Annotated in this window: 20 protein-coding genes, 1 tRNA gene and 1 riboswitch; of the genes, 4 read left to right on the top strand and 17 right to left on the bottom strand. The window is 70.8% G+C overall.

The features are described 5' to 3' along the window. The coding region (locus G3I40_RS36390) for a hypothetical protein (RefSeq protein ID WP_164559094.1) at window positions 1–627 on the top strand (627 nt) is incomplete at its 5' end. 232 nt (window positions 628–859) lie between these two features. On the opposite strand, the gene G3I40_RS36385 is transcribed toward G3I40_RS36390, so the two are convergent. Then, the gene (locus tag G3I40_RS36385; RefSeq protein WP_343245127.1) at window positions 860–1,171 is read right to left on the bottom strand and encodes a hypothetical protein; all 312 of its coding nucleotides are present in this window, start codon (window positions 1,169–1,171) and stop codon (window positions 860–862) included. 88 nt (window positions 1,172–1,259) lie between these two features. On the opposite strand from G3I40_RS36385, the gene G3I40_RS36380 reads away from it, so the two are divergent. Beyond that, complete coding sequence (locus tag G3I40_RS36380) at window positions 1,260–1,490, top strand: DUF4287 domain-containing protein (protein ID WP_164559093.1); 231 nt, start codon at window positions 1,260–1,262, stop codon at window positions 1,488–1,490. A gap of 80 nt (window positions 1,491–1,570) precedes the next feature. On the opposite strand, the gene G3I40_RS36375 is transcribed toward G3I40_RS36380, so the two are convergent. From G3I40_RS36375 to G3I40_RS36365, 3 genes are all read right to left on the bottom strand, one after another. After that, the gene (locus tag G3I40_RS36375) at window positions 1,571–2,467 is read right to left on the bottom strand and encodes a Bax inhibitor-1/YccA family protein (protein WP_164559092.1); all 897 of its coding nucleotides are present in this window, start codon (window positions 2,465–2,467) and stop codon (window positions 1,571–1,573) included. A 155-nt stretch (window positions 2,468–2,622) separates the two neighbouring features. Further along, a complete protein-coding gene (locus tag G3I40_RS36370; protein ID WP_164559091.1) occupies window positions 2,623–3,798 on the bottom strand; it encodes a 4-hydroxybenzoate 3-monooxygenase in 1,176 nt (391 codons plus the stop codon). Between the two features lie 255 nt (window positions 3,799–4,053). Further along, window positions 4,054–4,136 (bottom strand) — tRNA-Leu (locus G3I40_RS36365). A 408-nt stretch (window positions 4,137–4,544) separates the two neighbouring features. Here G3I40_RS36365 and G3I40_RS36360 point away from each other — a divergent pair. Further along, complete coding sequence (locus tag G3I40_RS36360) at window positions 4,545–5,285, top strand: ABC transporter ATP-binding protein (RefSeq protein ID WP_164559098.1); 741 nt, start codon at window positions 4,545–4,547, stop codon at window positions 5,283–5,285. A 53-nt stretch (window positions 5,286–5,338) separates the two neighbouring features. Next, on the top strand, window positions 5,339–7,870 hold the full coding sequence (locus G3I40_RS36355; protein ID WP_164559090.1) for an ABC transporter permease: 2,532 nt from the start codon (window positions 5,339–5,341) through the stop codon (window positions 7,868–7,870). A 74-nt stretch (window positions 7,871–7,944) separates the two neighbouring features. Here the strand turns inward: G3I40_RS36355 and G3I40_RS36350 are convergent, their stop codons facing one another. The 13 genes from G3I40_RS36350 to G3I40_RS36290 form a co-directional block, all read right to left on the bottom strand. Beyond that, on the bottom strand, window positions 7,945–9,255 hold the full coding sequence (locus G3I40_RS36350; protein ID WP_164559089.1) for a cyclopropane-fatty-acyl-phospholipid synthase family protein: 1,311 nt from the start codon (window positions 9,253–9,255) through the stop codon (window positions 7,945–7,947). Between the two features lie 207 nt (window positions 9,256–9,462). Then, the gene (locus G3I40_RS36345; protein ID WP_164559088.1) at window positions 9,463–10,854 is read right to left on the bottom strand and encodes an NAD(P)/FAD-dependent oxidoreductase; all 1,392 of its coding nucleotides are present in this window, start codon (window positions 10,852–10,854) and stop codon (window positions 9,463–9,465) included. Window positions 10,855–11,268: 414 nt separating this feature from the next. Next, window positions 11,269–12,213 carry a Ppx/GppA phosphatase family protein gene (locus G3I40_RS36340; RefSeq protein WP_164559087.1) on the bottom strand — a complete coding sequence of 315 codons (945 nt, stop codon included), beginning with the start codon at window positions 12,211–12,213 and terminating at the stop codon, window positions 11,269–11,271. After that, entirely contained in the window at window positions 12,210–12,740 is a 531-nt protein-coding gene (locus tag G3I40_RS36335) for a DUF501 domain-containing protein (protein WP_164559086.1), read from the bottom strand. Before G3I40_RS36335 ends, G3I40_RS36340 begins: the two co-directional genes overlap by 4 nt. Window positions 12,741–12,815: 75 nt before the next feature. Further along, window positions 12,816–13,313, bottom strand: coding sequence for a septum formation initiator family protein (locus G3I40_RS36330; protein ID WP_164559085.1), 498 nt, complete (start codon window positions 13,311–13,313; stop codon window positions 12,816–12,818). A 91-nt stretch (window positions 13,314–13,404) separates the two neighbouring features. Continuing rightward, window positions 13,405–14,691, bottom strand: coding sequence for a phosphopyruvate hydratase (gene eno, locus G3I40_RS36325; RefSeq protein WP_164559084.1), 1,287 nt, complete (start codon window positions 14,689–14,691; stop codon window positions 13,405–13,407). Window positions 14,692–14,971: 280 nt separating this feature from the next. After that, window positions 14,972–15,670, bottom strand: a complete 699-nt coding sequence (locus G3I40_RS36320) for a transglycosylase family protein (RefSeq protein WP_164559083.1) — start codon at window positions 15,668–15,670, stop codon at window positions 14,972–14,974. A 4-nt stretch (window positions 15,671–15,674) separates the two neighbouring features. Further along, a riboswitch (cyclic di-AMP (ydaO/yuaA leader) is annotated at window positions 15,675–15,875 on the bottom strand. Between the two features lie 135 nt (window positions 15,876–16,010). Next, a complete protein-coding gene (locus G3I40_RS36315; RefSeq protein WP_164559082.1) occupies window positions 16,011–17,066 on the bottom strand; it encodes a transglycosylase family protein in 1,056 nt (351 codons plus the stop codon). A gap of 223 nt (window positions 17,067–17,289) precedes the next feature. Continuing rightward, window positions 17,290–18,519, bottom strand: coding sequence for a cytochrome P450 (locus G3I40_RS36310; protein ID WP_164559097.1), 1,230 nt, complete (start codon window positions 18,517–18,519; stop codon window positions 17,290–17,292). A gap of 32 nt (window positions 18,520–18,551) precedes the next feature. Further along, entirely contained in the window at window positions 18,552–19,607 is a 1,056-nt protein-coding gene (locus G3I40_RS36305) for a nucleoside triphosphate pyrophosphohydrolase (protein WP_343245126.1), read from the bottom strand. A 35-nt stretch (window positions 19,608–19,642) separates the two neighbouring features. Beyond that, window positions 19,643–20,317: a SurA N-terminal domain-containing protein gene (locus tag G3I40_RS36300; RefSeq protein ID WP_164559081.1), complete on the bottom strand. Its 675-nt coding sequence runs from the start codon at window positions 20,315–20,317 to the stop codon at window positions 19,643–19,645. A gap of 190 nt (window positions 20,318–20,507) precedes the next feature. After that, window positions 20,508–21,350, bottom strand: a complete 843-nt coding sequence (locus tag G3I40_RS36295) for a glycoside hydrolase domain-containing protein (protein WP_164559080.1) — start codon at window positions 21,348–21,350, stop codon at window positions 20,508–20,510. A 129-nt stretch (window positions 21,351–21,479) separates the two neighbouring features. Further along, on the bottom strand, window positions 21,480–23,027 hold the full coding sequence (locus G3I40_RS36290; RefSeq protein WP_164559095.1) for a serine/threonine-protein kinase: 1,548 nt from the start codon (window positions 23,025–23,027) through the stop codon (window positions 21,480–21,482). Window positions 23,028–23,165 lie beyond the last annotated feature (138 nt).

Raw genomic sequence — 23,165 nt, 5'->3', positions numbered from 1 at the left:
ACGGACGCCATACGCACCGCCGTCGCCGACGCCCTCGCCGAGGAGCGGGAGCGCGAGCTGGCGGAGGCGCGGGCGTTCTGGGCCGCGCAGGAGGCGCGCGACACCTCGGACCTGCCGCCGTTCCTGGCCGGCGGGGGCGGTGCGCTCGGCGAGGAGTTCTTCCTGCCGCGCCAGGCCGACTTCGTGGGCCTGGAGCCGGTCGTCGAGCCGGCTCTGGAGGCGGAGGACGAGTTCGCGGGAGAGTCGCCCGAGCTGGCCGCGGCCCGCCGCAGGCACCCCTCGCACCCGGACTTCGTCCCGGTCCAGGCCGGTGCCGCCGGGGGCCCCGGTGACCACGAGCGCACGGTGGCGTGTCTGGAGGAGCTGGCGCAGACCCGCACGGCGCTGTCCGACGTCCGCCCGGGCCCGCTCGGCACGCTCGACGTCTACGTCTTCGCCGACGGCACCACGCTGTGCATGACCCCGGGCCACCGCGAGACGGCGGAACAGCTCGCCGCGGCGCTGCGCGACGGCGAGACCCCGGTCCTGCTCGGCGGCTCCGGTGTCTCGGGCGCGTACGCCCTGACCTTCGAGTGCGCGACCGGCAACGTCTACATCCTGGCGGACCGGGTCATAGCCTCGGCCTGACGTTCCGGCGCGGCGGATCGAGCGTCCCGCGAGGGGCGCGGACCGCAATACCGTGCGACTCCGCCGCGTGAGCGCGACCCCGCCCCCACGACAACGGCCTCGCCCCGCCGACGCATCAGCAACCAGCACAGGCACCCGGCACCCGGCACCGGCACCCGGCACCCGGCACCCGGCACCCGGCACGAAGCGTCGGCACCAGCACCAGCACCAGCACCAGCCACGAAGCGTCGGTCTAAATACCGGCCCGCTTCAACGCGGCCTCGACCCGTTCGACCGCCTGGGCCACATCCGCCGGCTCCCGCAGAGACACCGCCAGATCCCGCCCCGCAACGGTGAGTTGATCCGCGGCGGCGAACATCCCGGCATCCGGCATCTCCCGCACCGGCCCCTCGGGGTCGTCCAACCGCTGGGCCCACGCGGAGAGTTCCCTGGCCAGCCCGAGCGCCTCGGCCGCGGCGCCCCGCTGCAGGCGACTCTGTGGAGCGGCCCGCAGCCGGTCCGCGAACTGGTCCACCGCTGCCGTCAAAGGCGTCGTATCAAGCACGCGCCGAACTGTAGCTGTTTACAAGGGCCCGATGCTCAGGCACGGTGACGTGAAGACCCGGCCACATCGAAGCGTTCCGGAGGCGCCGATGTCCCAAGTCTTCTCCGAGGAGACCCACCGAAATCTGCTGGCTCGCATCCCCCACTGCACCGGTCGTGAAGTCTCCGACTGGTTGCGCACCGTCGAAGACGGACCCTGCTTCCTGCGCTTCGAAGAGAAGGTCAGCTGGCTGCGCGGCGAGCACGACCTCGCCTACGGCCACGCCAAAGCGATCATCCACGAGTACGACCTGAGGCGCGCCGCCCGTCGGTTCGGTTAGGGCCTCACTCCCCCGCACACCAACGGCAAGGGGCCCGCGCACCGTGAGGTGCGCGGGCCCCTGACTGCCGAGCGGGACCGCTAGTCGTTGCCCTGCAGGATGGCGATCAGCCGCAGGAACTCCATGTAGATCCAGACCAGCGTCATCGTCAGACCGAAGGCGGCGAGCCACGCCTCTTCCTTCGGGGCGCCGTACGCGATGCCGTCCTCGACCTGCTTGAAGTCCAGGGCCAGGAAGCACGCGCCGAGCAGGACGCCGACGATGCCGAACAGGATGCCGAGGCCGCCGCTGCGGAAGCCGAGGCCGTTGCCGCCGCCGAAGACCATGAACAGCAGGTTCACGGCCGTCAGCAGGAGGAAGCCCATCGCCGCGGCCATCACGAAGCCGTAGAAGCGACGGTTGACGCGGATCCAGCCCGCCTTGTACGCGATCAGGACCGCGGCGAACGTGGCCATCGTGCCGATCACGGCCTGCATGGCCGCGCCTTCCGCGAAGCGGTTGTCGACGACGCTGGAGACGACGCCGAGGAAGACACCCTCCAGCGCCGCGTACGCCAGGATCAGCGGCGGGGACGCCTTGCGCTTGAAGGCCTGGACGAAGCCCAGGACCATCGCGACGAGGCCGGCGCCGATGGCGATGCCGTACGACCTGGTGATGTGGGCGTCGTCGACCGGCAGCAGCGCCCAGGCGAGCGCCGCCGTGACGATCAGCGTGCCGAGCGTGGTGGCGGTGCGCATGACGACGTCGTCCATCGTCATGCGGCCGGTGGTGGCGGGCGCCTGCGGAGCGCCGTACTGCAGGTCCTGCTGGGCGTAGGGGTTCTGCGCGTACGGGTTGCCGGCGGGGGCCTGGCCGTACGGATTGGCCTGTGTCCCTACGGCGGGGCCCCCGGCCTGCGGCTGCTGCGCGTTGAACTGCGCGTAGCCGTTGTCGCGGCTGAACCCCCGTCGCGAGAAGACCGGGTTGCTGCTCCTCATTTCACTCCTCCATGGCCACCGGATATGGCCTTGTCACAAGAGTAATGGGCTGGCAAAGATCCGGCCCTAGTGCTCAGGGAGGATCTTTCCCATCCTGTTACGAGGAACGCAGGAGAACCTCCTGGTGTTCCGCTCACCGGGGGATCACCGGAAGGTCACAGAGGGAAACCGGTGTACGCCTCCGCGAGATCGGCCTCCGCCGCCTTCGACGAGGTCAGACGGTCGAGCGCGGCCAGCTGGACCCGGTCGTCGAAGGCGCTCGCGTAGGGTGCGCGGTGCAGCATCGTCGTCATCGCGTAACTGAACCGCTCGGCCTGCCACACGCGCCGCAGGCAGGTGTCGGAGTACGCGTCGAGCGGCCCCTCGTCGCCCTTGTCGAGGCGGGCGGCGAGGGCGCGCGCGAAGGTGACCACGTCCCCGACGGCGAGGTTGAGGCCCTTGGCGCCGGTCGGCGGGACGATGTGCGCCGCGTCCCCCGCGAGGAAGAGCCGGCCGTGCCGCATCGGCTCGTGGACGTAGGAGCGCATCGGAGTGACGGACTTGGCCGTGAGGGGTCCGCGGGCGAGGCGCCAGCCCGGGTCGTCGACCTCCAGACGGCGGTCCAGCTCGTCCCAGATCTCCTCGGCGCTCCAGTCGTCGGCGTCGGTGTCCGCCGGGACCTGGAGGTAGGCGCGGGTGACCGACGGGGAGCGCATGGACAGCAGGCAGAAGCCGCGGTCGCTGCGGGCGTAGACCAGCTCGTCGTGGGAGGGGGCGACGTCGGCGAGGATGCCGAGCCAGCCGAAGGGGTACGTGCGCTCGTACGTCCGCGCGAGGGACTCGGGTATCGCCGCCCGGGCCACGCCCCAGAAGCCGTCGCAGCCCACGACGTAGTCGCAGTCGAGGACGTCCTCGGCGCCGCCGCGGCGGAAGCGCACGCGCGGGGCATCGATGTCGGCACCCTCCACGGCCAGCGCCTCCGCCTCGAACAACAGCGGCCCGCCGTCGGCCAGTTGGGCCGCGATGAGGTCCTTGCAGACCTCGGTCTGCGCGTAGACCATCACCTGCTTGCCGCCGGTCAGGGCCGGGAAGTCGACCCGGTGGCGGCGCCGGTCGAAGCGCAGCTCGATGCCGTCGTGCGGCAGGCCCTCGCGGTCCATGCGCGCGCCGACGCCCGCGGCGCGCAGCACGTCGACGGTGCCCTGCTCCAGGATTCCGGCCCGCTGGCGCCGCTCCACGTAGTCGCGGTCGCGGCTCTCCAGGACGACCGATGCGATCCCGGCGTTGTGCAGCAGCCTGGCCAGCAGCAGTCCGGCCGGGCCCGCCCCGATGATCCCGACGGTGGTGCGCATACGGATCCTCCCCGCGTTCGCCTGGTGAACTTTCGTTCAGTGCTGTCGGCTCCTGCGGATCCTCGCCCGATGCCCCACGGGTGTCAATGGGTTCCCGGAGAGGGGTCGCGGGAGCAGGTCCGGCGGCAGAGGCGCGGACGCCGTCACCCGACGCCCGGCCTGACAGACAGTCAGCCCCGCTCCTGCCAGCGGCAAGTCACTCAGGAATGAGGGGCCGCGAACGAACAAGAAGTGAAGGGGGGAAGAAGTCGGAGGTGCCCGGAACCGGACTTGAACCGGTACGCCCGCGAAGGGCAGCGAGGTTTAAGCTCGCCGTGTCTGCATTCCACCATCCGGGCAGGCTGTGGGGCTCCGCGTCGACCTTCCGAGCCTATCCGGCGGCATCCCTCGAACAGCGGAACCTCGACCCGATGTTGTCTTATTTTATTGACGTCTGAGGGTGCATCAGCACACGACAGTGGCCATACGCACTTGCCGGGGGCCCTTCCGGGCGCGGGTGGGCGTTCCGGGGGATTGACGGAATTTCACCGCATGCCCCGCGTCCCGCCGGACGCCGCCGCCTCGGGGTCCGGTGTCATCCCCAGGTATGACGCGGGCTCCCACCGGTCCGACCGAAGTCGCCCCCCGGAACGGGAACTGCGGCTGACTCCAGGGGCCCGATCGGCGGAGAGGATGGTTCCGTCCCCCCGCAGTCGTCCCGACAGGAGCACCCTCCCGTGACCACCACCCCCCTCGCCGGCCGGACCATGACAGCGGCCGCCCGCGCCACTGATCTCTCCAAGGTCTACGGACAGGGCGAGACCCGGGTGGTCGCGCTCGACCGGGTCTCCGTCGAGTTCCGGCAGGCCGAGTTCACCGCGATCATGGGCCCGTCCGGCTCCGGCAAGTCGACGCTGATGCACTGCGTGGCGGGCCTGGACACCTTCTCCTCGGGCTCGGTGCGCATCGGCGAGACCGAGCTGGGCTCGCTGAAGGACAAGCAGCTCACCAAGCTCCGCCGGGACAAGATCGGCTTCATCTTCCAGGCGTTCAACCTGCTGCCGACGCTGACCGCCCTGGAGAACATCACGCTCCCCATGGACATCGCGGGCCGCAAGCCCGACAAGCAGTGGCTGCAGAACGTGATCCAGATGGTGGGTCTGTCCGACCGCCTCTCCCACCGGCCGGCGCAGCTCTCCGGCGGCCAGCAGCAGCGCGTGGCGGTGGCCCGCGCCCTGGCCTCCCAGCCCGAGATCATCTTCGGCGACGAGCCCACCGGCAACCTGGACTCGCGCTCCGGCGCCGAGGTCCTCGGCTTCCTGCGCAACTCCGTGCGCGAGCTCGGCCAGACCGTCGTCATGGTCACGCACGACCCGGTCGCGGCGGCCTACGCGGACCGCGTGGTCTTCCTGGCCGACGGCCGCATCGTGGACGAGGTGTACGAGCCGACGGCGGACTCGGTGCTCGACCGCATGAAGCGGTTCGACGCCAAGGGCCGCACCAGCTGACCCGGACCGCCCTCCCGCTCTCACGCCCCGCCGAACCCTGGACTGGCAAACCCATGTTCCGAACAGCCCTGCGCAACGTCTTCGCGCACAAGGCCCGCCTCCTGATGACCGTGCTGGCCGTCATGCTCGGCGTCGCCTTCGTCTCCGGCACCCTCGTCTTCACCAACACCATCTCCTCGGCCCTGGAGAAGTCCTCGTCCAAGGGCTTCGACCACGTCGACGTCGCCCTCACCCCCGGCAGCACCAAGGCCGAGGGCGACAAGGTCGGCAAGGAGGTGAAGCTGACCGACGCGACGCTGGAGAAGGCACGCAGCGCGCCCGGCGCCGCCTCCGCGTACGGCGTGGTCAGCGGGTACGCGGCCGTCGCCGGACAGGACGGCAAGCTCGTCGGCAACGGCTTCTCCACCAAGGGCGGCAACTACTCGGGCAGCAACGACCCGCGCTACCCCTTCAAGACGGGCGCGGCCCCGCACGGCGCGCACCAGGTCGCCCTCGACTCGCAGACCGCGCAGCGCGCCGGGTACAAGGTCGGCGACCAGGTGCGGATGTCGATCGACGGCCCGGTCCTGACGCCGACCGTCACCGGCATCTTCACCACCGACGACGGCAACGTCGCGGCCGGCGGCTCCCTCGCCCTGTTCGACACGGCGACCGCGCAGCAGCTCTTCCACAAGCCGGGCGCGTACGACGAGATCGACGTGAAGGCCGCCGCGGGCACCGGCCAGGACCAGCTCAAGGCCGCCCTCGACAAGGCGCTCGGCGACGACGCCGTGCACACCGAGACGGGCCGGCAGCTCGCCGACGACCAGGCCGAGTCGATCTCGTCGTCGATGAGTTCGATGAAGACGATGCTGCTGGTCTTCGCGGGCATCGCACTCTTCGTCGGCATCTTCATCATCGCCAACACGTTCACGATGCTGGTCGCCCAGCGCACCAAGGAGCTCGCGCTGCTGCGGGCCGTCGGTGCCTCGCGCCGCCAGGTCACCCGCTCGGTGCTCCTGGAGGCGTTCGTCGTCGGCGCCGTCGCCGCCGTCACCGGACTGGCCGTGGGCATCGGCATCGGCGCGGGCATGCGCGCCCTGATGAACGGGACCGGCGCGATCATCCCGGAGGGCCCACTGGTCGTCTCCCCCGGCACGGTCGTCTCCGCGCTCGTCGTCGGCGTCCTCATCACGATGCTGGCCGCCTGGCTGCCGGGCCGGCGCGCCGCGAAGATCCCGCCGGTGGCCGCGATGAACGCGGTGCACGCCGCCGCGACCACCAAGTCCCTGATCGTGCGCAACACGCTCGGCTCGCTGGTCTCCGGCGTCGGCATCGCCGCCGTGCTCGCCGCGACGGCCATGGAGGGCTCCGCCGGCCAGCTGCCGATGGGCCTGGGCGCCGCGCTGCTCGTCATCGGCGTCTTCATCCTCACGCCCCTGCTGTCCCGCCCGCTGATCGCCGCCGCGGCCCCGCTGCTGCGCGCCTTCGGCATCTCCGGGAAGCTGGCCCGTCTGAACTCGGTGCGCAACCCCCGCCGCACCGCCGCCACCGCCTCGGCCCTGATGATCGGCCTGACCCTGATCACCGGCCTCACGGTCATCGCGGGCAGCGTCCAGGGCGCCATCAACAAGATGGCGGCCGACTCCCTCAAGGCCGACTACGTCGTCTCCATGGCGAACGGGAACGCGCTGTCGCCCGACGTCGTGAAGACCCTCGACGCGACGGACGGCGTCACCGCGACCAGCGGCCTGACCAACTCGCCGTCCCGCATCGACGGCACGACCGAGTACCTGACGGGCGTGAACGGCAAGACGGTCGACAAGCTCGTCGAACTGCCCATGGACAGCGGGAAGTTCACCGTCGGCGGCACGAGCGTCGTGGTCGACGACAAGACGGCGGATGACCACGGCTGGAAGGCCGGATCCACCTTCACCACCACCTACGAGGACGGCAAGAAGCAGCGGCTGACCGTCGCGGGCGTCTACCAGGGCAACGAGATGGTGACGGGCGTGCTGCTCGGCTCCACCACCCTGAACCCGCACATCGACGGCACTGCCTCCGACATGCAGGTCATGCTGAAGACGTCCGGCGGCACCTCCGACGCCACCAAGGACAAGCTGACCAAGGCCCTCGGCGACAACCCGGCGATCCAGGTCCAGGACAAGCAGGACATCTCCAACCAGATCGCACAGGTCTTCACGCTGATGCTGAACATGCTCTACGGCCTGCTCGCCATGGCGGTCATCGTCGCCGTGCTCGGCGTCATCAACACCCTGGCGATGTCGGTCTTCGAGCGTCAGCAGGAGCTCGGGATGCTCCGCGCGATCGGCATCGACCGCAAGGGCATCAAGCGCATGGTCCGCCTGGAGTCCCTGGTGATCTCCCTGTTCGGCGGCGTGCTCGGCATCGGCCTGGGCGTGTTCTTCGGCTGGGCCGCCGGCCGGCTCATCGGCAACTCCATGTCGACGTACGAACTGATCCTGCCCTGGGGCCGGATGGGCGTCTTCCTCGTGCTCGCCGGAGCGGTCGGCATCCTCGCGGCCCTGTGGCCGGCCCGCCGCGCCGCGCGGCTGAACATGCTCGCGGCCATCAAGTCCGAGTAGGCGCGGCGCCACAGCGCAGTGGGGGGTGTCCCGGTGAGGAACCGGGACACCCCCCAACTGCGTACGGGCGAGGGCTAGTTCCAGGTGCGTGCGCGCAGTGCCATGTCCGAGGCGCCGCTCGGCGCCGTCTTCACGGCCAGGATCTGGTTGACCCCGATGCGGTTGCGCTCGAAGCTCAGCGCGGAGGCCGCCATGTAGAGGCGCCAGATGCGGGCCCGGCCGGGGCTGACCAGCTTCAGGGCGTCCTTCCAGCCGGCCTCCAGGTTGCGGACCCACTGGCGCAGCGTGAGCGCGTAGTGCTCGCGGATCGCCTCGACGTCGCGCACCTCGAACCCGGCCCGCTCCAGCAGCGCGGCGGTGGTGCCGACGGGCGCCAGCTCACCGTCGGGGAAGACGTACGCGTCGATGAACTCGTCCACCTCGTACGCCGATTCGTCCTGCTGGGGGCGGCGCGCGATCTGGTGGTTGAGCAGCCGCCCGCCGGGCCTGAGGAGGGCGTACAGATCGCTCGCGTACTCCAAGTACCGCTCGGAGCCGACGTGTTCGGCCATGCCGATGGAGGAGATCGCGTCGTAGGGGCCGTCGCGCACGTCGCGGTAGTCCTGTACGCGGATCTCGACGCGGTCGGTGAGACCCTCCTCGGCGACGCGCTTCCTGGCGTACGCGGCCTGCTCCTGGGAGAGCGTGACGCCGACGACGGTGACGCCGTGCTCGCGGGCGGCGTGGACGGCCATGGAGCCCCAGCCGCAGCCGACGTCGAGCAGCCGCATGCCGGGCCTGAGGCCGAGCTTGCGGGAGATGAGCTCCAGCTTGTCGCGCTGGGCGTTCTCCAGGGTGGCGTCCGGGGACCCGGGGTCCTGCCAGTACGCGCACGAGTAGACCATCGACGGGCCGAGGACCAGCTCGTAGAAGTCGTTGCCGACGTCGTAATGGTGGCTGATGGCCCGCTTGTCGCTGCCCTTGGTGTGCAGGTGGAGGCGGCCCGTGCGGCGCATCTCCTCGGCGGGCGGGGACGGCGGCAGGAACGGTCCTGCGAGCTTCAGCAGCTCGGCGACGCCCGTGCGCACCTCCGGGTCCTTCAGGGCCTGCACGAGGCTTCTGCGCGGGGCCTCGTCGTCGTGCTCCCAGATCAGCCCGGCCATCACGTCCAGCGCCTCGTACAGGTCGCCGTCGACGTCCAGGTCGCCGGCCACCCAGGCGCGGGCCAGGCCCAGCTCGCCGGGCTTCCACAGCAGGCGGCGCAGGGCACGGCGGCTGCGTACGACGAGCACGGGGGCGTCCGGGGGTCCGGCCTCCGACCCGTCCCAGGCGCGAAGGCGCACCGGGAGTTCGGCGCCGAGCAGCTGCTCGGCGATGGTCTTCAGCCGCTGTGCGGCGTCCTGCATGGCGCACACCTCCGTGACAGGGAGAAATCCCGGAACGGTCCAACAGCAGGTAAACACCAACGGGGCCCGCGCGCAGTCCCGTTACTGCGTTACGGATAGGCAAAATACCTGTAGGCACCACGCATTTCACCGCGAAAACACCGAAGGGGCCGCTCGCACCACGGATGGCGAGCGGCCCCTTCGGGCTGTACTACGGCGACGCGGAGGTCAGGAGGCCTTGGCCTTCTCCTCGACCTTCGGCGCCTCGACGACCGCCGGCTTCGGCGCCGGCTTGGCGGCCTCGTAGAACTCCTCGCGCGGAGTCTCCAGGGCGCCGAGCGCTGTGATGTCGCGCTTCTGGAACATGTTGATCGTCCACTCGGCGATCACGCGGATCTTGCGGTTGTACGTCGGCATCGCCATGCCGTGGTAGCCACGGTGCATGTACCAGGCGAGACGGCCCTTGAGCTTGATCTTCATCTTGCCCATGACGATCATCGCGACGCCCTTGTGCAGGCCGAGACCGGCGACCGCACCCTTGTTGGCGTGCTTGTAGTCCTGCTGCGGGAAGCCCCGCATGCCGGAGACCACGTTGTCGCCGAGGACCTTGGCCTGGCGCATGGCGTGCTGCGCGTTCGGCGGGCACCAGGCGTTCGGGTTGCCCGCGGCGCGGCCGACGAGGTCCGGGACCTGGGCGTTGTCGCCCGCGGCCCAGATGTAGTCGGTGCCCTGGACCTGGAGCTTCTCGCTGGTGTCCACGTGGCCGCGCGGGCCGAGCGGGAGACCGAAGCGGGAGAGCGCCGGGTTCGGCTTGACGCCGGCGGTCCACACGATGGTGTTGGAGTCGGCCTCCAGGCCGTTGCTGAGCACGACGTGACCGTCGACGCAGGACGGCATCGTGGTGCTGAGGTAGACCTCGATCCCGCGGGACTCCAGGTGCTTGCGGCCGTAGACGCCGAGCTCCGGGCCCACCTCGGGCAGCACCTTGTCGGCGGCGTCGACCAGGATGAAGCGCATGTCCTCGCGCTTCACGTTCTTGTAGAACTTGGCCGCGTCGCGCGCCAGGTCCTCGACCTCACCGATCGTCTCGGCGCCCGCGAAGCCGCCACCGACGAAGACGAAGGTGAGCGCCTTGCGGCGGATCTCCTCGTCCGTCGTGGACTCGGCCTTGTCGAGCTGCTCGAGCACGTGGTTGCGCAGGCCGATGGCCTCCTCGACGCCCTTCATGCCGATGCCGACCTCGGCGAGGCCCGGCGTCGGGAAGGTGCGGGAGACCGCGCCGAGCGCGATCACCAGGTAGTCGAAGGGCACCTCGTACGCCTCGCCGACGAGCGGGGCGACCGTGGCGACCTTGCGGTCCTGGTCGATGGTGGTGACGCGGCCGGTGAGAATCTCGGCTCCCGGCACAGCGCGTCGCAGCGGGACGACGACGTTGCGCGGCGAGATGCTGCCGGCGGCGGTCTCGGGGAGGAAGGGCTGGTACGTCATGTACGAGCGCGGGTCGACGACCGTGACGGTCGCTTCCGCGTAACGCATCTTCTTCAGGATGCGTCGCGCCGCGTACAGGCCTACGTACCCACCCCCGACAATGAGGATCCTGGGACGCTCCGTGGTGCTCATGCCATCGAGTATCCACCCGAGTGGAGGGGGTCGCTCGTGCGCCCCTTCACAAGGTTGGGTGGGGCCTCTGCTACACTTCGCCGCCCACGTGACCCATGTCATGGGCGTGAAAGGGAACCACGATGCGGCGCCAGTCGTTACTCACCCCTCTTGAGCAGCCACAGTGGGCATTCGGCCGCACTGGACCACTCCCGGATTTCATCTGCGCGTAACACGCCAGGAACCCCGCCCGTCCCGCCCGCAAGTGCCCTGCGGCACACCTGGACGGGTCCAAGGCCCTGTAACGGCGCCCAATGGGACCGATTTCCTTGTGAAGAACTTCACGAACTTTCCCGACGGGGTGTCGCCGGGGCGTGTCGTGAGGCCCCTTTCCGGTGCTCAGACGGTGCGCGGGCCGCTCAGCCGAGGGGGATCTCAGGCGAGCGACCAGGCGATCCCGTCGAGGATGTCGTGCTCGCTGACGACCACTTCGCGGGCTCCGATCCACTCCATGATCAGACGCAGCACGAGGGCGCCGGAGGCGATCACGTCGACGCGGCCGGGGTGGATGACGGGCTGCAGGGCGCGCTGGTCGTGGGTGGACGTCAGCAGCCAGTCCGTGAGCTCGGCGACCTTCTCGTAGGAGATGCGCGCGTGGTGGATCGCCGCCGAGTCGTACGCGTCCAGGCCGAGCGCGAGCGCCGCCACCGTCGTCACCGAGCCGGCCAGGCCGACCAGGGTGCGGGCGTCGAGGATCGGGACGACCTGCGTGACCTTGTCGAGGGCCTCGGCGATGTCGGCGCGGACCGCCTCGACCTGGGCGGGGGTCGGCGGGTCGGTGACCGTGCCGTCCTCGGCCACCAGGTGGCGCTCCGTCATGCGGACGCAGCCGACGTCGACGGACAGGGCCGAGCGGACGGTGTCGTCGCCGACGACGAACTCGGTCGAGCCGCCGCCGATGTCGACGACGAGGTAGGGCTTGTCCAGGTCCGCCCGGCCGGTCAGTTCCTTCGTCGCACCGGCGAACGAGAGCTGGGCCTCCTCGTCGCCCGTGATCACCTCGGGCTCGACGCCCAGGATGTCGAGCACGCCCTGGACGAACTCGTCCCGGTTCTCCGCGTCGCGGGAGGCCGAGGTCGCCACGAAGCGGAGCTTCTCGGCCCCGTGCTCCTTGATCACCGCGGCGTACTCGCGGCAGGCCGCGAACGTGCGCTCCAGCGCCTCGGGGGCGAGCCTGCCGGTCCTGTCCACGCCCTGCCCGAGCCGGACGATCGTCATCCGGCGGTCCAGGTCGACGAGCTCACCGGTCCCGGGGTCCGCGTCCGCGACGAGGAGGCGGATGGAGTTCGTGCCGCAGTCGATGGCGGCGACCCGGGTCATTCGGCCACCTCCGCGGCGGACGCGACGCACGCGCCCTTCTTCCACCACTCCGGCAGCATCGCGAGGGCCTCGTCGCCCAGCGGGTTGACGCCCGGGCCCGCGGCGAGCGAGTGCCCCACGAGGACGTGCAGGCACTTCACGCGGTCCGGCATGCCGCCGGCGCTGGGGAAGCCCTCCAGGACCTCGATGGCGTCACGGCGCGCGAGGTAGTCCTCGTGGGCGGCGCGGTACTGCTTCGCCAGCTCCTCGTCCGTCTTGAGGCGCTCCGTCATCTCCTTCATGACGCCGTTCGCCTCCAGCGTGCCGATGGCCGAGGCCGCGCGCGGGCACGTCAGGTAGTACGTGGTCGGGAACGGCGTGCCGTCCTCCAGGCGCGGGGCCGTCTCGACGACGTCCGGGTTGCCGCAGGGGCAGCGGTGCGCGATGGCGCGCAGACCGCGCGGCGGCCGGCCGAGCTGCTCCTGGAACGCGTGGATGTCGGCGTCCGTGGGCGCGGTGGACTCGGTCTGCGGCGGAGGGGTTTGCATGGCTGTCTTCCGGATCGGTCTGTGGACCTGTCGGTCACGGGTCTGTCGGTCTACGGGGCTGCGGGGCTGCGGGGCTCAGTCGTCCGCCTGGTCGGCCTTGTCGACGCCGTCCCAGACGTTCGCGTACCAGGGGCGGTCGGCGGCGCCCTGCTCGACGCGGCTGGACGCGGTGGCGTGCGGATCGGGCACCACGTACCCGGTCTCGCCCGGCATCACCATGTGCAGCCGCTCGCGGATCCGCTGCTCGGCGTAGGCGTCGTCCTGCCAGCGCGCCTTGTCGTCACGGAGCCGGTCGACGCGCTCCTTGGCCTCCTGCTGCTGGCGCTGCAGGTCCGCGATCTCGCCGCGCTGGGACACGTACTGCCGCATCGGGTAGGCGAGCGCGACGATCAGCGTGCACAGCACGAGGACGAGCAGGGCCGCGCGGCCCGTGAGGCGGGAGCGGCGGGCCTGCCGCTTGTTCTGCGAGCGGTAGACGCGCTCCGCGGTCTGCTCGCCGAGCAGGCGCAGGCGGGTGGCCGTGGAGAATCGGGCCGGGTCGTCGCGACCCCTGTCCCGGAGCTTTCCCGGCATCGCCTCTCCGCCTCCCCGCTACGTACGTACGTCCCCGCACACGGTACGGGACCGAGTGCGGGGACGTACGTAACTACTTGCGGAGCGAGCGTCAGCCCTTGAAGCGGGGGAACGCCGAACGGCCGGCGTAGACCGCCGCGTCGTCCAGGATCTCCTCGATGCGCAGGAGCTGGTTGTACTTGGCGACGCGCTCGGAGCGGGCCGGGGCGCCGGTCTTGATCTGGCCGCAGTTCGTGGCGACGGCGAGGTCGGCGATGGTGACGTCCTCGGTCTCGCCGGAGCGGTGCGACATCATGCACTTGAAGCCGTTGCGCTGGGCCAGCTCGACGGCGTCCAGCGTCTCGGTCAGCGAGCCGATCTGGTTCACCTTGACGAGCAGGGCGTTGGCCGAGTTCTCCTCGATGCCGCGGGCCAGGCGCTCCGGGTTGGTGACGAAGAGGTCGTCGCCGACGAGCTGGACCTTGTCGCCCAGCTTCTCGGTGATGACGTTCCAGCCGGCCCAGTCGTCCTCGTACAGCGGGTCCTCGATGGAGACGAGCGGGTACGCGGAGACGAGCTCCTCGTAGTACTCCGTCATCTCGGCCGCCGAGCGCTCCTTGCCCTCGAACTGGTACTTGCCGTCCTTGTAGAACTCGGAGGCGGCGACGTCCAGCGCGAGCGCGACCTGCTGGCCGGGGATGTAGCCGGCCTCCTTGATCGCTTCGAGGATGAGGTCGAGCGCGGCGCGGTTCGACTCCAGGTTCGGGGCGAAGCCGCCCTCGTCGCCGAGGCCGGTCGACAGGCCCTTGGCCTTCAGCACCTTCTTGAGGGTGTGGTAGACCTCGGTGCCCCAGCGCAGGGCCTCGGAGAAGGACTCCGCGCCGATCGGGGCGATCATGAACTCCTGGATGTCGACGTTCGAGTCGGCGTGCGACCCGCCGTTCAGGATGTTCATCATCGGGACGGGCAGCAGGTGCGCGTTCGGACCGCCGAGGTAGCGGAAGAGCGGCAGGTCGCTGGCCTCGGACGCGGCGTGGGCCACGGCGAGGGAGACGCCCAGGATGGCGTTGGCGCCGAGCGAGCCCTTGTTGTCGGTGGCGTCCAGGTCGAACATCGCCTGGTCGATCAGGCGCTGCTCGGTGGCGTCGTAGCCGACGAGCTCCGGGCCGATCTGCTCGATGACGGCGAGGACGGCCTTCTCGACGCCCTTGCCCTGGTAACGGTTGGGGTCACCGTCACGGAGTTCGATGGCCTCGAAGGCACCGGTGGAGGCACCGGACGGAACAGCAGCACGACCCGTGCTGCCGTCGTCGAGGCCGACCTCGACCTCGACCGTGGGGTTGCCTCGGGAGTCCAGGATTTCCCGGGCTACGACGACGTCGATGGACGGCACGAGCATCTCCTTCTGGGATGTGACGCAACGGAGGCGGGGTGCCTTGATTACGCAGTCCCGCAACCCTGAGCCTAACCGGCTCCCGGGCATCGGCCATCCGGACGCCCGCCTCGTGGACAACGCCGAGAGCGAAATGTTCCTTAACGGAACAAAGACAGCGACCCCCGTCCCGGAGAACCGGAACGGGGGTCGCCGAAGTGAGCGGCCCGTGGGGACGGGGGCGGTGCCTCGGACGCGGCGTCCGCCGATGCCGGGTCCGGGGCGGTCCTCGGGTCGTGCCCGGGACCTACTTCAGGTGCAGCTGCTGACCGGGGTAGATCAGGTCGGCGTCGCTGACGATGTCCTTGTTGAGCTTGAAGACCTTCTGCCAGCTGGTGCCGTGCGCCGAGGCGATCTCGCCCAGGGTGTCGCCGGTCTTCACCTTGTACTCGCCGTCACCCTTCTCGACCTTCTTGCCGGTCGGGGTGGTGACGGTGTCCTTCTTCGACTCCTGCTGCGGCTGCTGGCGCTGCTCGGAGCGGGTCGTCGTGGAGGAGTCGGCGCGCTGCTCGGTCTTCTGCTGCGGCTGCGACTGCTGCGGGGCCTCGGGGGCCGGGGCGGAGTTGCCCGTGGAGGCGCCGGACAGGCCCACGCCACAGCTCGGCCAGGCGCCCTTGCCCTGCGCGGCGAGGACCTTCTCGGCGACCGAGATCTGCTGGGCCTTGGAGGCCTGGTCGGCGGAGGACGCGTAGGCGGTGCCGCCGTACGCGGCCCAGGTCGAGGAAGAGAACTGGAGGCCACCGGTGTAACCGTTGCCCGTGTTGATGGACCAGTTGCCACCGGACTCGCACTGCGCGACCTGGTCCCACTCGGAGGTGGAGGCGGCGGAGGCCGAGGTGGCGCCCATCAGCGGGACGGCGACGGCGGCACCGGCGACACCGGCGAGCGTGGCGACACGGACGGCCTTGGACGGACGGCGGTGCTTGCCCTTGCTGGAAAGCAGCATGGAGAGATCCCCTCACCGACGCCTACGAGGTGAGCTGTCGGGTTCGGGCCAGTGAGTGCCCGGCCGCGCATCTGGTGCGCGGCTTAACCCCTAGCCGTTCAGGTCTCCCTGAGCGGCACTTACCTGGGTCCCCCGCTCCTGCCTACGGCGCTGACGCGTCGACTGTTCCCGTACGGACGTTGGCAGGATTCGGCGTGACGTCCGTCGGGGCCCGCTGTGGCGAGCGGTCAGACCGTAAGCAGTCGATCCGCCCGATTTCAAAGACGATCAGGGTCTTTGAGACTCATGTCTCACTCGAACAAAACCGGACATACGTGCCCCAACTCGCCCTGAACTCCCGCTACTTTTCACCCGTTTCGGCACCAAGATCCAGACTCTGACCAGGAAGGATGAGGTCCGGGTCGGAGCCGACGGCCTTCTTGTTCAGGTCGTAGAGCGCGGCCCACCCGCCGTGCACGTCCTGGGCGTCGGCGATGTCCCAGAGGTTGTCGCCGGAGCGGACCGTGTAGGCCTCGCCGGCGCGCTCGTCGTCGCGCGAGGCGTGACGCCCCTCCCCCGTACGGGAGTCGGGGGTCTCGTCGGCGGCCTGACCGCCGCGGTGCCGGCCGCCGCCGGTGGCGTCACCCGAGGCGTCGCCCGAGGCGGAGGGGGCCGGGGTGGCGGAGTCCGAGGACTGCGGGTCGGCAGGGGAATCAGCGGCTGACTGTCCGGACTTGTCCGAGTTATCGCTCTTGGGGTCCGCCGACCCGCCGCTCGCGTCGTCACTCGCCTCGCCGCCCGCCCTGTCACCTCCCTTGTTACCGGAGGTATCTCCCGAGGCGTCAGCTGACGGGTCGTCCGAAGCGGAACCCGAAGCGGAACCCGACGGATCGTCCGACGGGCTGCCCGACGCGCTGTCCGATGCGCCGGACTCGTCGTGATTCTTCTCTCCCGAGGTCCCGGCCGCGTCGTCCGCCGACCCGCCCGATCCGGACGGCTGCGGGGAGGCGCTCGCGCCCGGGTCGACATCGGCCGAGTCGTCGCCCTTGGTGAGACCCGCCACGACCGAGCAACTCGGCCACGCGGCGATCCCCCGGTCGTCGAGCACCTTCTCGGCGACGGCGATCTGCTGCGATCTGCTGGCCTCGTCGGCGCGCGGCGCGTAGTCGAGACCGCCGTACTGCTCCCACATCTCCTGCGAGAACTGCAGCCCGCCGTAGTACCCGTTGCCCGCGTCCAGGCTCCACTGGCCGCCGGACTCGCACTCGGCGAGCTTGTCCCACGTGGCGGTGGAGGCGGCGCTCGCCCCGGTCGCGGCGAACAACGGGATCGCGATGGCGCTGCCCGTGACGCCCGCGGCGACGATGAGTGCGGGAGCCTGACGGGGGCGACGGTGACGACCGTTCCCGGAGAGCATGCGGTTGCCTTTCGCGAGACTGATGCTGCTGCGCGCGACATGTGATGCGGTGGTGCAGGTGGTGCCGGTTGTGCGTCTGTCGCGATGACTGGTGAACGTAGCGGGACTCGAACGCTTGTCACAAGTCGATGCAGCGCAGATCACGTGAAAGTCACAGACTTGACGGTCTGTCAGTTACAGGGCGCTCCCGCAAGGTCCGCACCGGGCGTGCGTGCAGGGCCCGTCAACCGGTCTGACGGGGTGTGAACTCGACCGGCAGCGTGCGCAGTCCACGCATGATGAGTCCGCCGCGCCAGCGCAGATCGGCCGGATCCTGGGCAAGCCGCAGATCCGGCAGACGCGTCAGCAGCGTGGCGAGCGCCGTCTGTCCCTCCAGACGCGCGAGGGGGGCGCCGAGGCAGTAGTGGATGCCGTGGCCGTACCCGAGGTGCTGGTTGTCGCGGCGCGAGAGGTCGAGGGTGTCGGGCTCCTCGAAGCGCGCCGGATCACGGTCCGCGGCGGCGAGCACGACGAGCACCGGGTCGCCCGCGGCGATGCCCTGGCCGCCGATGCTCAGCGGCTCCGTCGCGAACCGCCAGGTGGCCAGCTCCACCGGGCCGTCGAAGCGCAGCAGCTCCTCGACGCCGGTCTCCAGGAGGCCCCGCTCCCCCGCCGCGAGCGAGTGCTGCAGACGCTCGCGCTGTTCGGGGTGGTGGAGCAGGGCGTACGTGCCGTTGCCGATCAGGTTGACCGTGGTTTCGAAACCGGCGAAAAGCAGGATGAAGGCCATGGCCGCGGCTTCGTTCTCGGTGAGGTGCTCGCCGTGGTCGGAGGCGCGGATGAGCCCCGAGATCAGGTCGTCGCCCGGGTCGGAGCGCTTGCGGTGGATCAGCTCGGCGAGATAGCCGCGCATCTTCTTCACGGACCGCGCGACACCGCCGCGCGGTCCCCCTCCGTGGCGGATCATCATCCCCGCCCAGTCCCGGAAGTCGTCCTGGTCCTCGCGCGGGACGCCGAGCAGGTCGCAGATCGCGTAGATGGGGAGCGGGAAGGCGAAGTCGTGGATGAGGTCGGCCTCGCCCTTCGCCGCGAACCGGTCGATGAGGTCGTCCGTCAACTCCTGTACGCGGGGCGCGAATTCGGCCACTGTACGCGGGGTGAACGCCTTGGAGACGAGGCGGCGCAGGCGGGTGTGGTCCGGCGGGTCGATGTTGAGCAGATGCGTCATCAGCTCGGCCTTGCGCTCGCCGGGGATGCCGGTCTTGCCCTTGGCGTGGGTGGGCTCGGCGTGGTGGTCCGGATTCTTGCTGAGCCGCGGGTCGGCGAGGGCCTGGCGGGCGTCGGCGTACCGGGTGACAAGCCAGGCCTCGACGCCGCTGGGCAGGGTGGTGCGGTGCACGGGGGCGTGCTCGCGCAGCCAGGCGTAGGCGGGGTACGGGTCGCTCGCGAACTCCCAGGTGAAGAGCTCGGGCATCGCGGCAAAGGCGTCGGGGGCGGGGCTCTCGGTCACTCCCCGACCGTATCCGGCGCGGCCGGGTCGGACCCCGCGAGGCCTTCGGCGGCCCGCACCGCGTCCCGGTACGCCCGCGCCGCCGCCCTGAGCGCCGCCTCCGGGTCGACCCCGGCGGACTCCGCGTCCAGGGCCAGGGCGAGGAGTTCGTAGCCCACGCCGTCGCCCGTCGGGACCGGCACGTCCAGGCCCGCCGTGCGCACGCGGGAGCCGAGCTTCGCGGCGAGGGCGAGACCGGGCTGGCCGACCGGGACGCCGTCCGTCACCGAGGTCCGCTGTTTCTCCTCGGCCTTGGTGCGCAGCCAGTGCTCCTTGACCTCGTCCGGGGTCGTGGCCGTGTCGTCGCCGAAGACGTGCGGGTGGCGGTGGATGAGCTTGGTGACGATGCCGCCCGCGACGTCGTCGATGGAGAAGGGGACGGCGTCCTCGTCCGGCTCCGCCGATCCCGCCGTCCCCGCCTCCTGCGCGATGCGCGCGTGGAAGACGACCTGGAGGAGTACGTCGCCGAGCTCCTCGCGCAGCTCCTCCCGGTTCCCCGTCTCGATCGCCTCGACCAGTTCGTACGCCTCCTCGATCGCGTACTTCGCGAGGTCCTCGTGGGTGCGCTGCTTCGACCAGGGGCACTCGCGGCGGATGCGGTCCATGACCTGGACGAGGTCGAGGAGGCGGGCGCCCGGCAGGTCGTAGGAGCCGGGGAGGAGTTCGAGGGAGGGCATCTGTTCCCGGCCGGAGCCGGCGAGGGACGCGAGGCCGTCGGTGAGGAGGCGGTCGCCCTCGGCCGTGGCGAGGACGACGACGGTGCGCCCGCCGTCGGCGCACCGGTCGACCAGCTCCCGGGCCGTCGGGGTCCCCGGCGTGACCTCGACGCCCGCCTCCTTCAGATACGGCAGCTGCGGGTGCGCGGCTTCGGCGCACAGCACCTCGTCGGCGCCGCGCAGGACGGACCACGCCTGCCAGGACAGCAGCCCGGGGGCGACCCGGTGGCTGGTGGTGAGCAGGACGATGCGGCCGGCGTCGCCGGTGGTGGTGTCGTGCACCTCTGAGTCGTTCACCGGTCGAACGTAACGCAGGCCGCCGACAGTCCCCGTTACGCGGTCTGCTGCTGTTCGGACGCGGGCTGCTCGGTGACCTGCTTGAGCCAGGGCGTCTTCGCCTCGACGAGCCGGCTGCGCGGCGTCACCGACCAGGAGCCGTAGCGCGGGTTCAGGTCGACGTTCAGTTCCTTGGACGCCGTGCCGAGCGCCTTCCAGAACGCGGTCTGGCCCTCCTGCGTCTGCATGTCGGCGCCGAGCGCGGTGGCCAGCTTCTGCGCCTCGATCTCGGTGCGCAGGCTCTCGGTCAGCCGCTTCGGGGCGACGCTGTACTGCGACAGCCAGGCGGTCTCCAACCGCTGCGATCCGCCCGCCTGTTGCTCCAGGCCGGACCGCATGTCCTGCATCTCCTTGCGGGTGACGGTGACGCCCGCGTCGGTGGCGGCCCGGTGCAGCACCCGGTCGAGGACCATCGTCTGCAGCGTGTTGCGGGTGAGGCCGCCCGTCTTGGCGACGGCCTGCTCGTACTGTGCGCGGTCGCCGGTGGCGGCCTGCTGCGCGTCCCGCACCTCGTTCACCCGGGTCTCCAGCTGGGAGACCGTGATGCGCTGGCCGCCGACGACGGCCGCGGCGCCGGGGTGCGCTTCGCTTCCGCAGGCGGTGAGGAGGGGGACGGCTACGGCGGCGGAGGTGAGCGCGATGGCGGTACGGCGGCTGTTGCGGCGGTGCAAGGTAAGCCTCCCTGCGAACAGTTCGTGGGCATTCCGCCGCGCGAAGCGCGTCCGTGACGGGCGGTGGTCGGGCGACGGCGGGCGCACAAAGTCTGGCGTTGATCGATGGTAGGAGGTGGCCGACTGCTCGGCCACCTATTCGACAACGATTCGCGGCGAGTTGAGGCACTCGCCGCAGGCCGGACCCGGCTCAGCCGACGATGGCGACCGGCGCGTCCCACGCGCTGCGGTCCACGGTGATCGTGTAAGCGCCGCGCTTCTCCTTGCTGTTGACCATGTACTGGTGGCCGCGGCTGTGGTTCGTGTAGAGCGACGTGGACCAGGGCCAGTCGGAGGTCGTCGTGTTCGTCTTGTCCCACTTGGCGTACCAGAGGTTGCCCGGCAGGTCGGTGCGGTTCTTCTCGGTGGCGATGGCCGCGGCGCTGGAGCTGCTGAAGCCGTAGTAGCCCGCGCGGTAGGTCTTGGTGCGCAGGGTCTTGGTGAAGGCGCGTACGTAGGTGAGCACGGCCTTGTTGCAGGACGCGTTCTTGATGTCGTACGGCTCCATGTCGAGGTAGAGCGCGCTGCCCGCCTTCATGCCGAGCGCGGACGCCTTGGCCACGGCGTCCTTGCCGTCCGCGGCGCCGAGTTGCGCGGCGTTCGCCGTGGTCATCTTCTCGTTGCGGGTGCCGGTCTGGCACGGCGGCTGGGCGCCTACGTAGAGCGGAATGAGCTTCCAGCCCTGGGAGTTGACCGTCTTGACCCAGGACTTGGTCAGGTTGGGCTGGCCGCAGCCGCGGTTCTTGCCGCCTATGTAGACGGCCGCAGCGCCGTAGAAGCCGGTGCGCCAGGCCTTCATCGCGGCGGCGGACGGCGCGGTGCAGGCGTCGAAGGCACGGCCGGTGTACGTCTTCTGCGCGGGCCACGTCGTGGCCGCCGAGGCGTTGGTCGCGGCGAACGCGGCCCCCGCCGCGACCACCGCCCCCGCGGCGCCCCAGGCGACGTAGCGCTTGCGCTTGGACTGTCTGTGGCTGCCGCCGCCGGACTTGGACATGAGATCCCCACCCCTGTTGCTCTGCTGGTCTGCTGACCGGCCGGTCCGCCGGAAAACTTCGGCCCGCCGGTCCGCGATCGCTCTTCGTCGATCTTCGGCAACGAAAGATAACCGGTCGGCAGGAGGGCGTCAGCCTCGGACCTGGCCCAGCCACTGCAGCGTGCGGCGGACCTCCGCCGGGAACGGGTGGCCGGGGCCGTGCAGCCGCTCGGAGTCGTGCAGCAGGCGGACCAGGGTCTCGTGGGCGGCGCCCCGGTCGCCGACGGCGAGCAGCAACTGGCCGATGCGGCGGCGCACTTCGAGGGCGAGGCGCAGGTCCGTCGTCGCGTACTGGTTCTCGTAGTACGGCAGCAGGGCACGGTACTCGGCGAGCGCCGCGGCCGGTTCGCCGAGGGCTTCCAGGCACTGGGCGGCCTCGTAGCGGAACTGGAGCGAGGCCGGGTCGGCGTGTCCGGCCTCGGCGGCGCGTTCGTCGGCGAGGCGGCGCAGTTCGGGCAGGGCGCGGCGGTACTGGCCGTCGTCCATGAGCGTCGCGGCGTACTGCTTGCGCAGGGTGCGCACGACCGGCGAGTGCTCGCCGTGCTGGGCCGCCGCGGCGGGCAGGATCGCGCCGAGGATGTCGACGGCCTGTGTGATGCGGCCCTCGCCGAGCAGGCGCTTGACCTCGTCGACGGCGACCGCGACGTCCGGGCGCTCGTCCTGGACCCCCTGGATCGCGGCGCCGGCGGGCTGCGGCGCGGGCGTCACGGCGCGGTCCGGCCAGGGGGCGTGGGGGCGCAGGAAGGGGCGGGTGGGGTCGAGCGGACGGCCGGTGGGCACGCCCCGGCCGGGCAGCAGCGGGAGCAGTTCCTCGTACGTGCGCTGCGCGGAGGCGGGCCGGTGCTGCGGGTCCTTGGCGAGCAGGCGCAGGACGAGGTTCTCCAGGGGCTCCGGTACTTCGGGGCGCAGCCGGCGGACCGGGAGCGGGGCCTCGTACAGGTGGCGGTGGAGGATGCCGAGGGCGGTGGTACCCGCGAACGGGACGTCGCCGCTGAGGAGTTCGTGCAGCAGCACGCCGAGCGCGTACAGGTCGGTGTACGGGCCGACGGCGCCGCCCATGGCCTGCTCGGGCGCCATGTAGGCGGGCGTGCCGATGGGTGAGCCGGTGTGCGTCAGGCGGGTGGTGTCGGTGTCCATGACCGAGGCGACGCCGAGGTCGAGGACGGTGACCGTGCCGTCCTTCTTCACCATGACGTTGCGCGGCTTGAGGTCGCGGTGCACGATCGGCACCGCGTGCACGGCGGAGAGCACGGCGCACAGCTGCGCGGCGACGGAGACGGCCCACTGCCACGGGTAGGGGTCGTGCTCGGCGAGGTGGTCGGCCAGGTCGGACCCGTCGATGTACTGCATGACGAGGTACAGCAGGGAGGAGGGGCCGTCGCCCTCGGTGCCCGCGTCGTGCACGGTGACCAGGCCGGGGTGGTCGACCTGGGCGGTGACGCGGCACTCGCGCAGGAAGCGGCGGCGCAGCTCGTCGGCCTCGGCGCCCGCGACCCGGTCGGGGCGCAGCAGCTTCACGGCGACGCGGCGGTCGAGGCGCTGGTCGTACGCCGTCCAGACCTGGCCCATGCCGCCCTGTCCGATGAGCGTGGAGAGTTCGTAGCGCCCGGCGATGACGCGGCCGCCGCTCGTCGGCAGTGCGCTCACCGGCCGCCGTCCTGCTTGCGCAGGTAATCGCTCAGCTCGTCCAGCTCGGCGCGGACCTGGTCGATGCGCTGCGGGGGCTGGCCCTGGGGCTGCTGCGGCGGCGCGGGCGGCGGGACGGGCGTGGGCGCC

The sequence above is a fragment of the Streptomyces sp. SID14478 genome (assembly GCF_010548525.1).
Classification (GTDB): Bacteria; Actinomycetota; Actinomycetes; order Streptomycetales; family Streptomycetaceae; genus Streptomyces.
This window is presented reverse-complemented; position numbering and strand designations above follow the sequence as displayed.

Excerpts from the sequence above, each read along its gene's own strand:
- G3I40_RS36380 (WP_164559093.1), top strand. The coding sequence starts at position 1,260 with ATGTCCCAAGTCTTCTCCGAGGAGACCCACCGAAATCTGCTGGCTCGC.
- G3I40_RS36375 (WP_164559092.1), bottom strand. The coding sequence starts at position 2,467 with ATGAGGAGCAGCAACCCGGTCTTCTCGCGACGGGGGTTCAGCCGCGAC.
- G3I40_RS36370 (WP_164559091.1), bottom strand. The coding sequence starts at position 3,798 with ATGCGCACCACCGTCGGGATCATCGGGGCGGGCCCGGCCGGACTGCTG.
- G3I40_RS36360 (WP_164559098.1), top strand. The coding sequence starts at position 4,545 with ATGACAGCGGCCGCCCGCGCCACTGATCTCTCCAAGGTCTACGGACAG.
- G3I40_RS36355 (WP_164559090.1), top strand. The coding sequence starts at position 5,339 with ATGTTCCGAACAGCCCTGCGCAACGTCTTCGCGCACAAGGCCCGCCTC.
- G3I40_RS36350 (WP_164559089.1), bottom strand. The coding sequence starts at position 9,255 with ATGCAGGACGCCGCACAGCGGCTGAAGACCATCGCCGAGCAGCTGCTC.
- G3I40_RS36345 (WP_164559088.1), bottom strand. The coding sequence starts at position 10,854 with ATGAGCACCACGGAGCGTCCCAGGATCCTCATTGTCGGGGGTGGGTAC.
- G3I40_RS36340 (WP_164559087.1), bottom strand. The coding sequence starts at position 12,213 with ATGACCCGGGTCGCCGCCATCGACTGCGGCACGAACTCCATCCGCCTC.
- G3I40_RS36335 (WP_164559086.1), bottom strand. The coding sequence starts at position 12,740 with ATGCAAACCCCTCCGCCGCAGACCGAGTCCACCGCGCCCACGGACGCC.
- G3I40_RS36330 (WP_164559085.1), bottom strand. The coding sequence starts at position 13,313 with ATGCCGGGAAAGCTCCGGGACAGGGGTCGCGACGACCCGGCCCGATTC.
- eno (WP_164559084.1), bottom strand. The coding sequence starts at position 14,691 with ATGCTCGTGCCGTCCATCGACGTCGTCGTAGCCCGGGAAATCCTGGAC.
- G3I40_RS36320 (WP_164559083.1), bottom strand. The coding sequence starts at position 15,670 with ATGCTGCTTTCCAGCAAGGGCAAGCACCGCCGTCCGTCCAAGGCCGTC.
- G3I40_RS36315 (WP_164559082.1), bottom strand. The coding sequence starts at position 17,066 with ATGCTCTCCGGGAACGGTCGTCACCGTCGCCCCCGTCAGGCTCCCGCA.
- G3I40_RS36310 (WP_164559097.1), bottom strand. The coding sequence starts at position 18,519 with ATGCCCGAGCTCTTCACCTGGGAGTTCGCGAGCGACCCGTACCCCGCC.
- G3I40_RS36295 (WP_164559080.1), bottom strand. The coding sequence starts at position 21,350 with ATGTCCAAGTCCGGCGGCGGCAGCCACAGACAGTCCAAGCGCAAGCGC.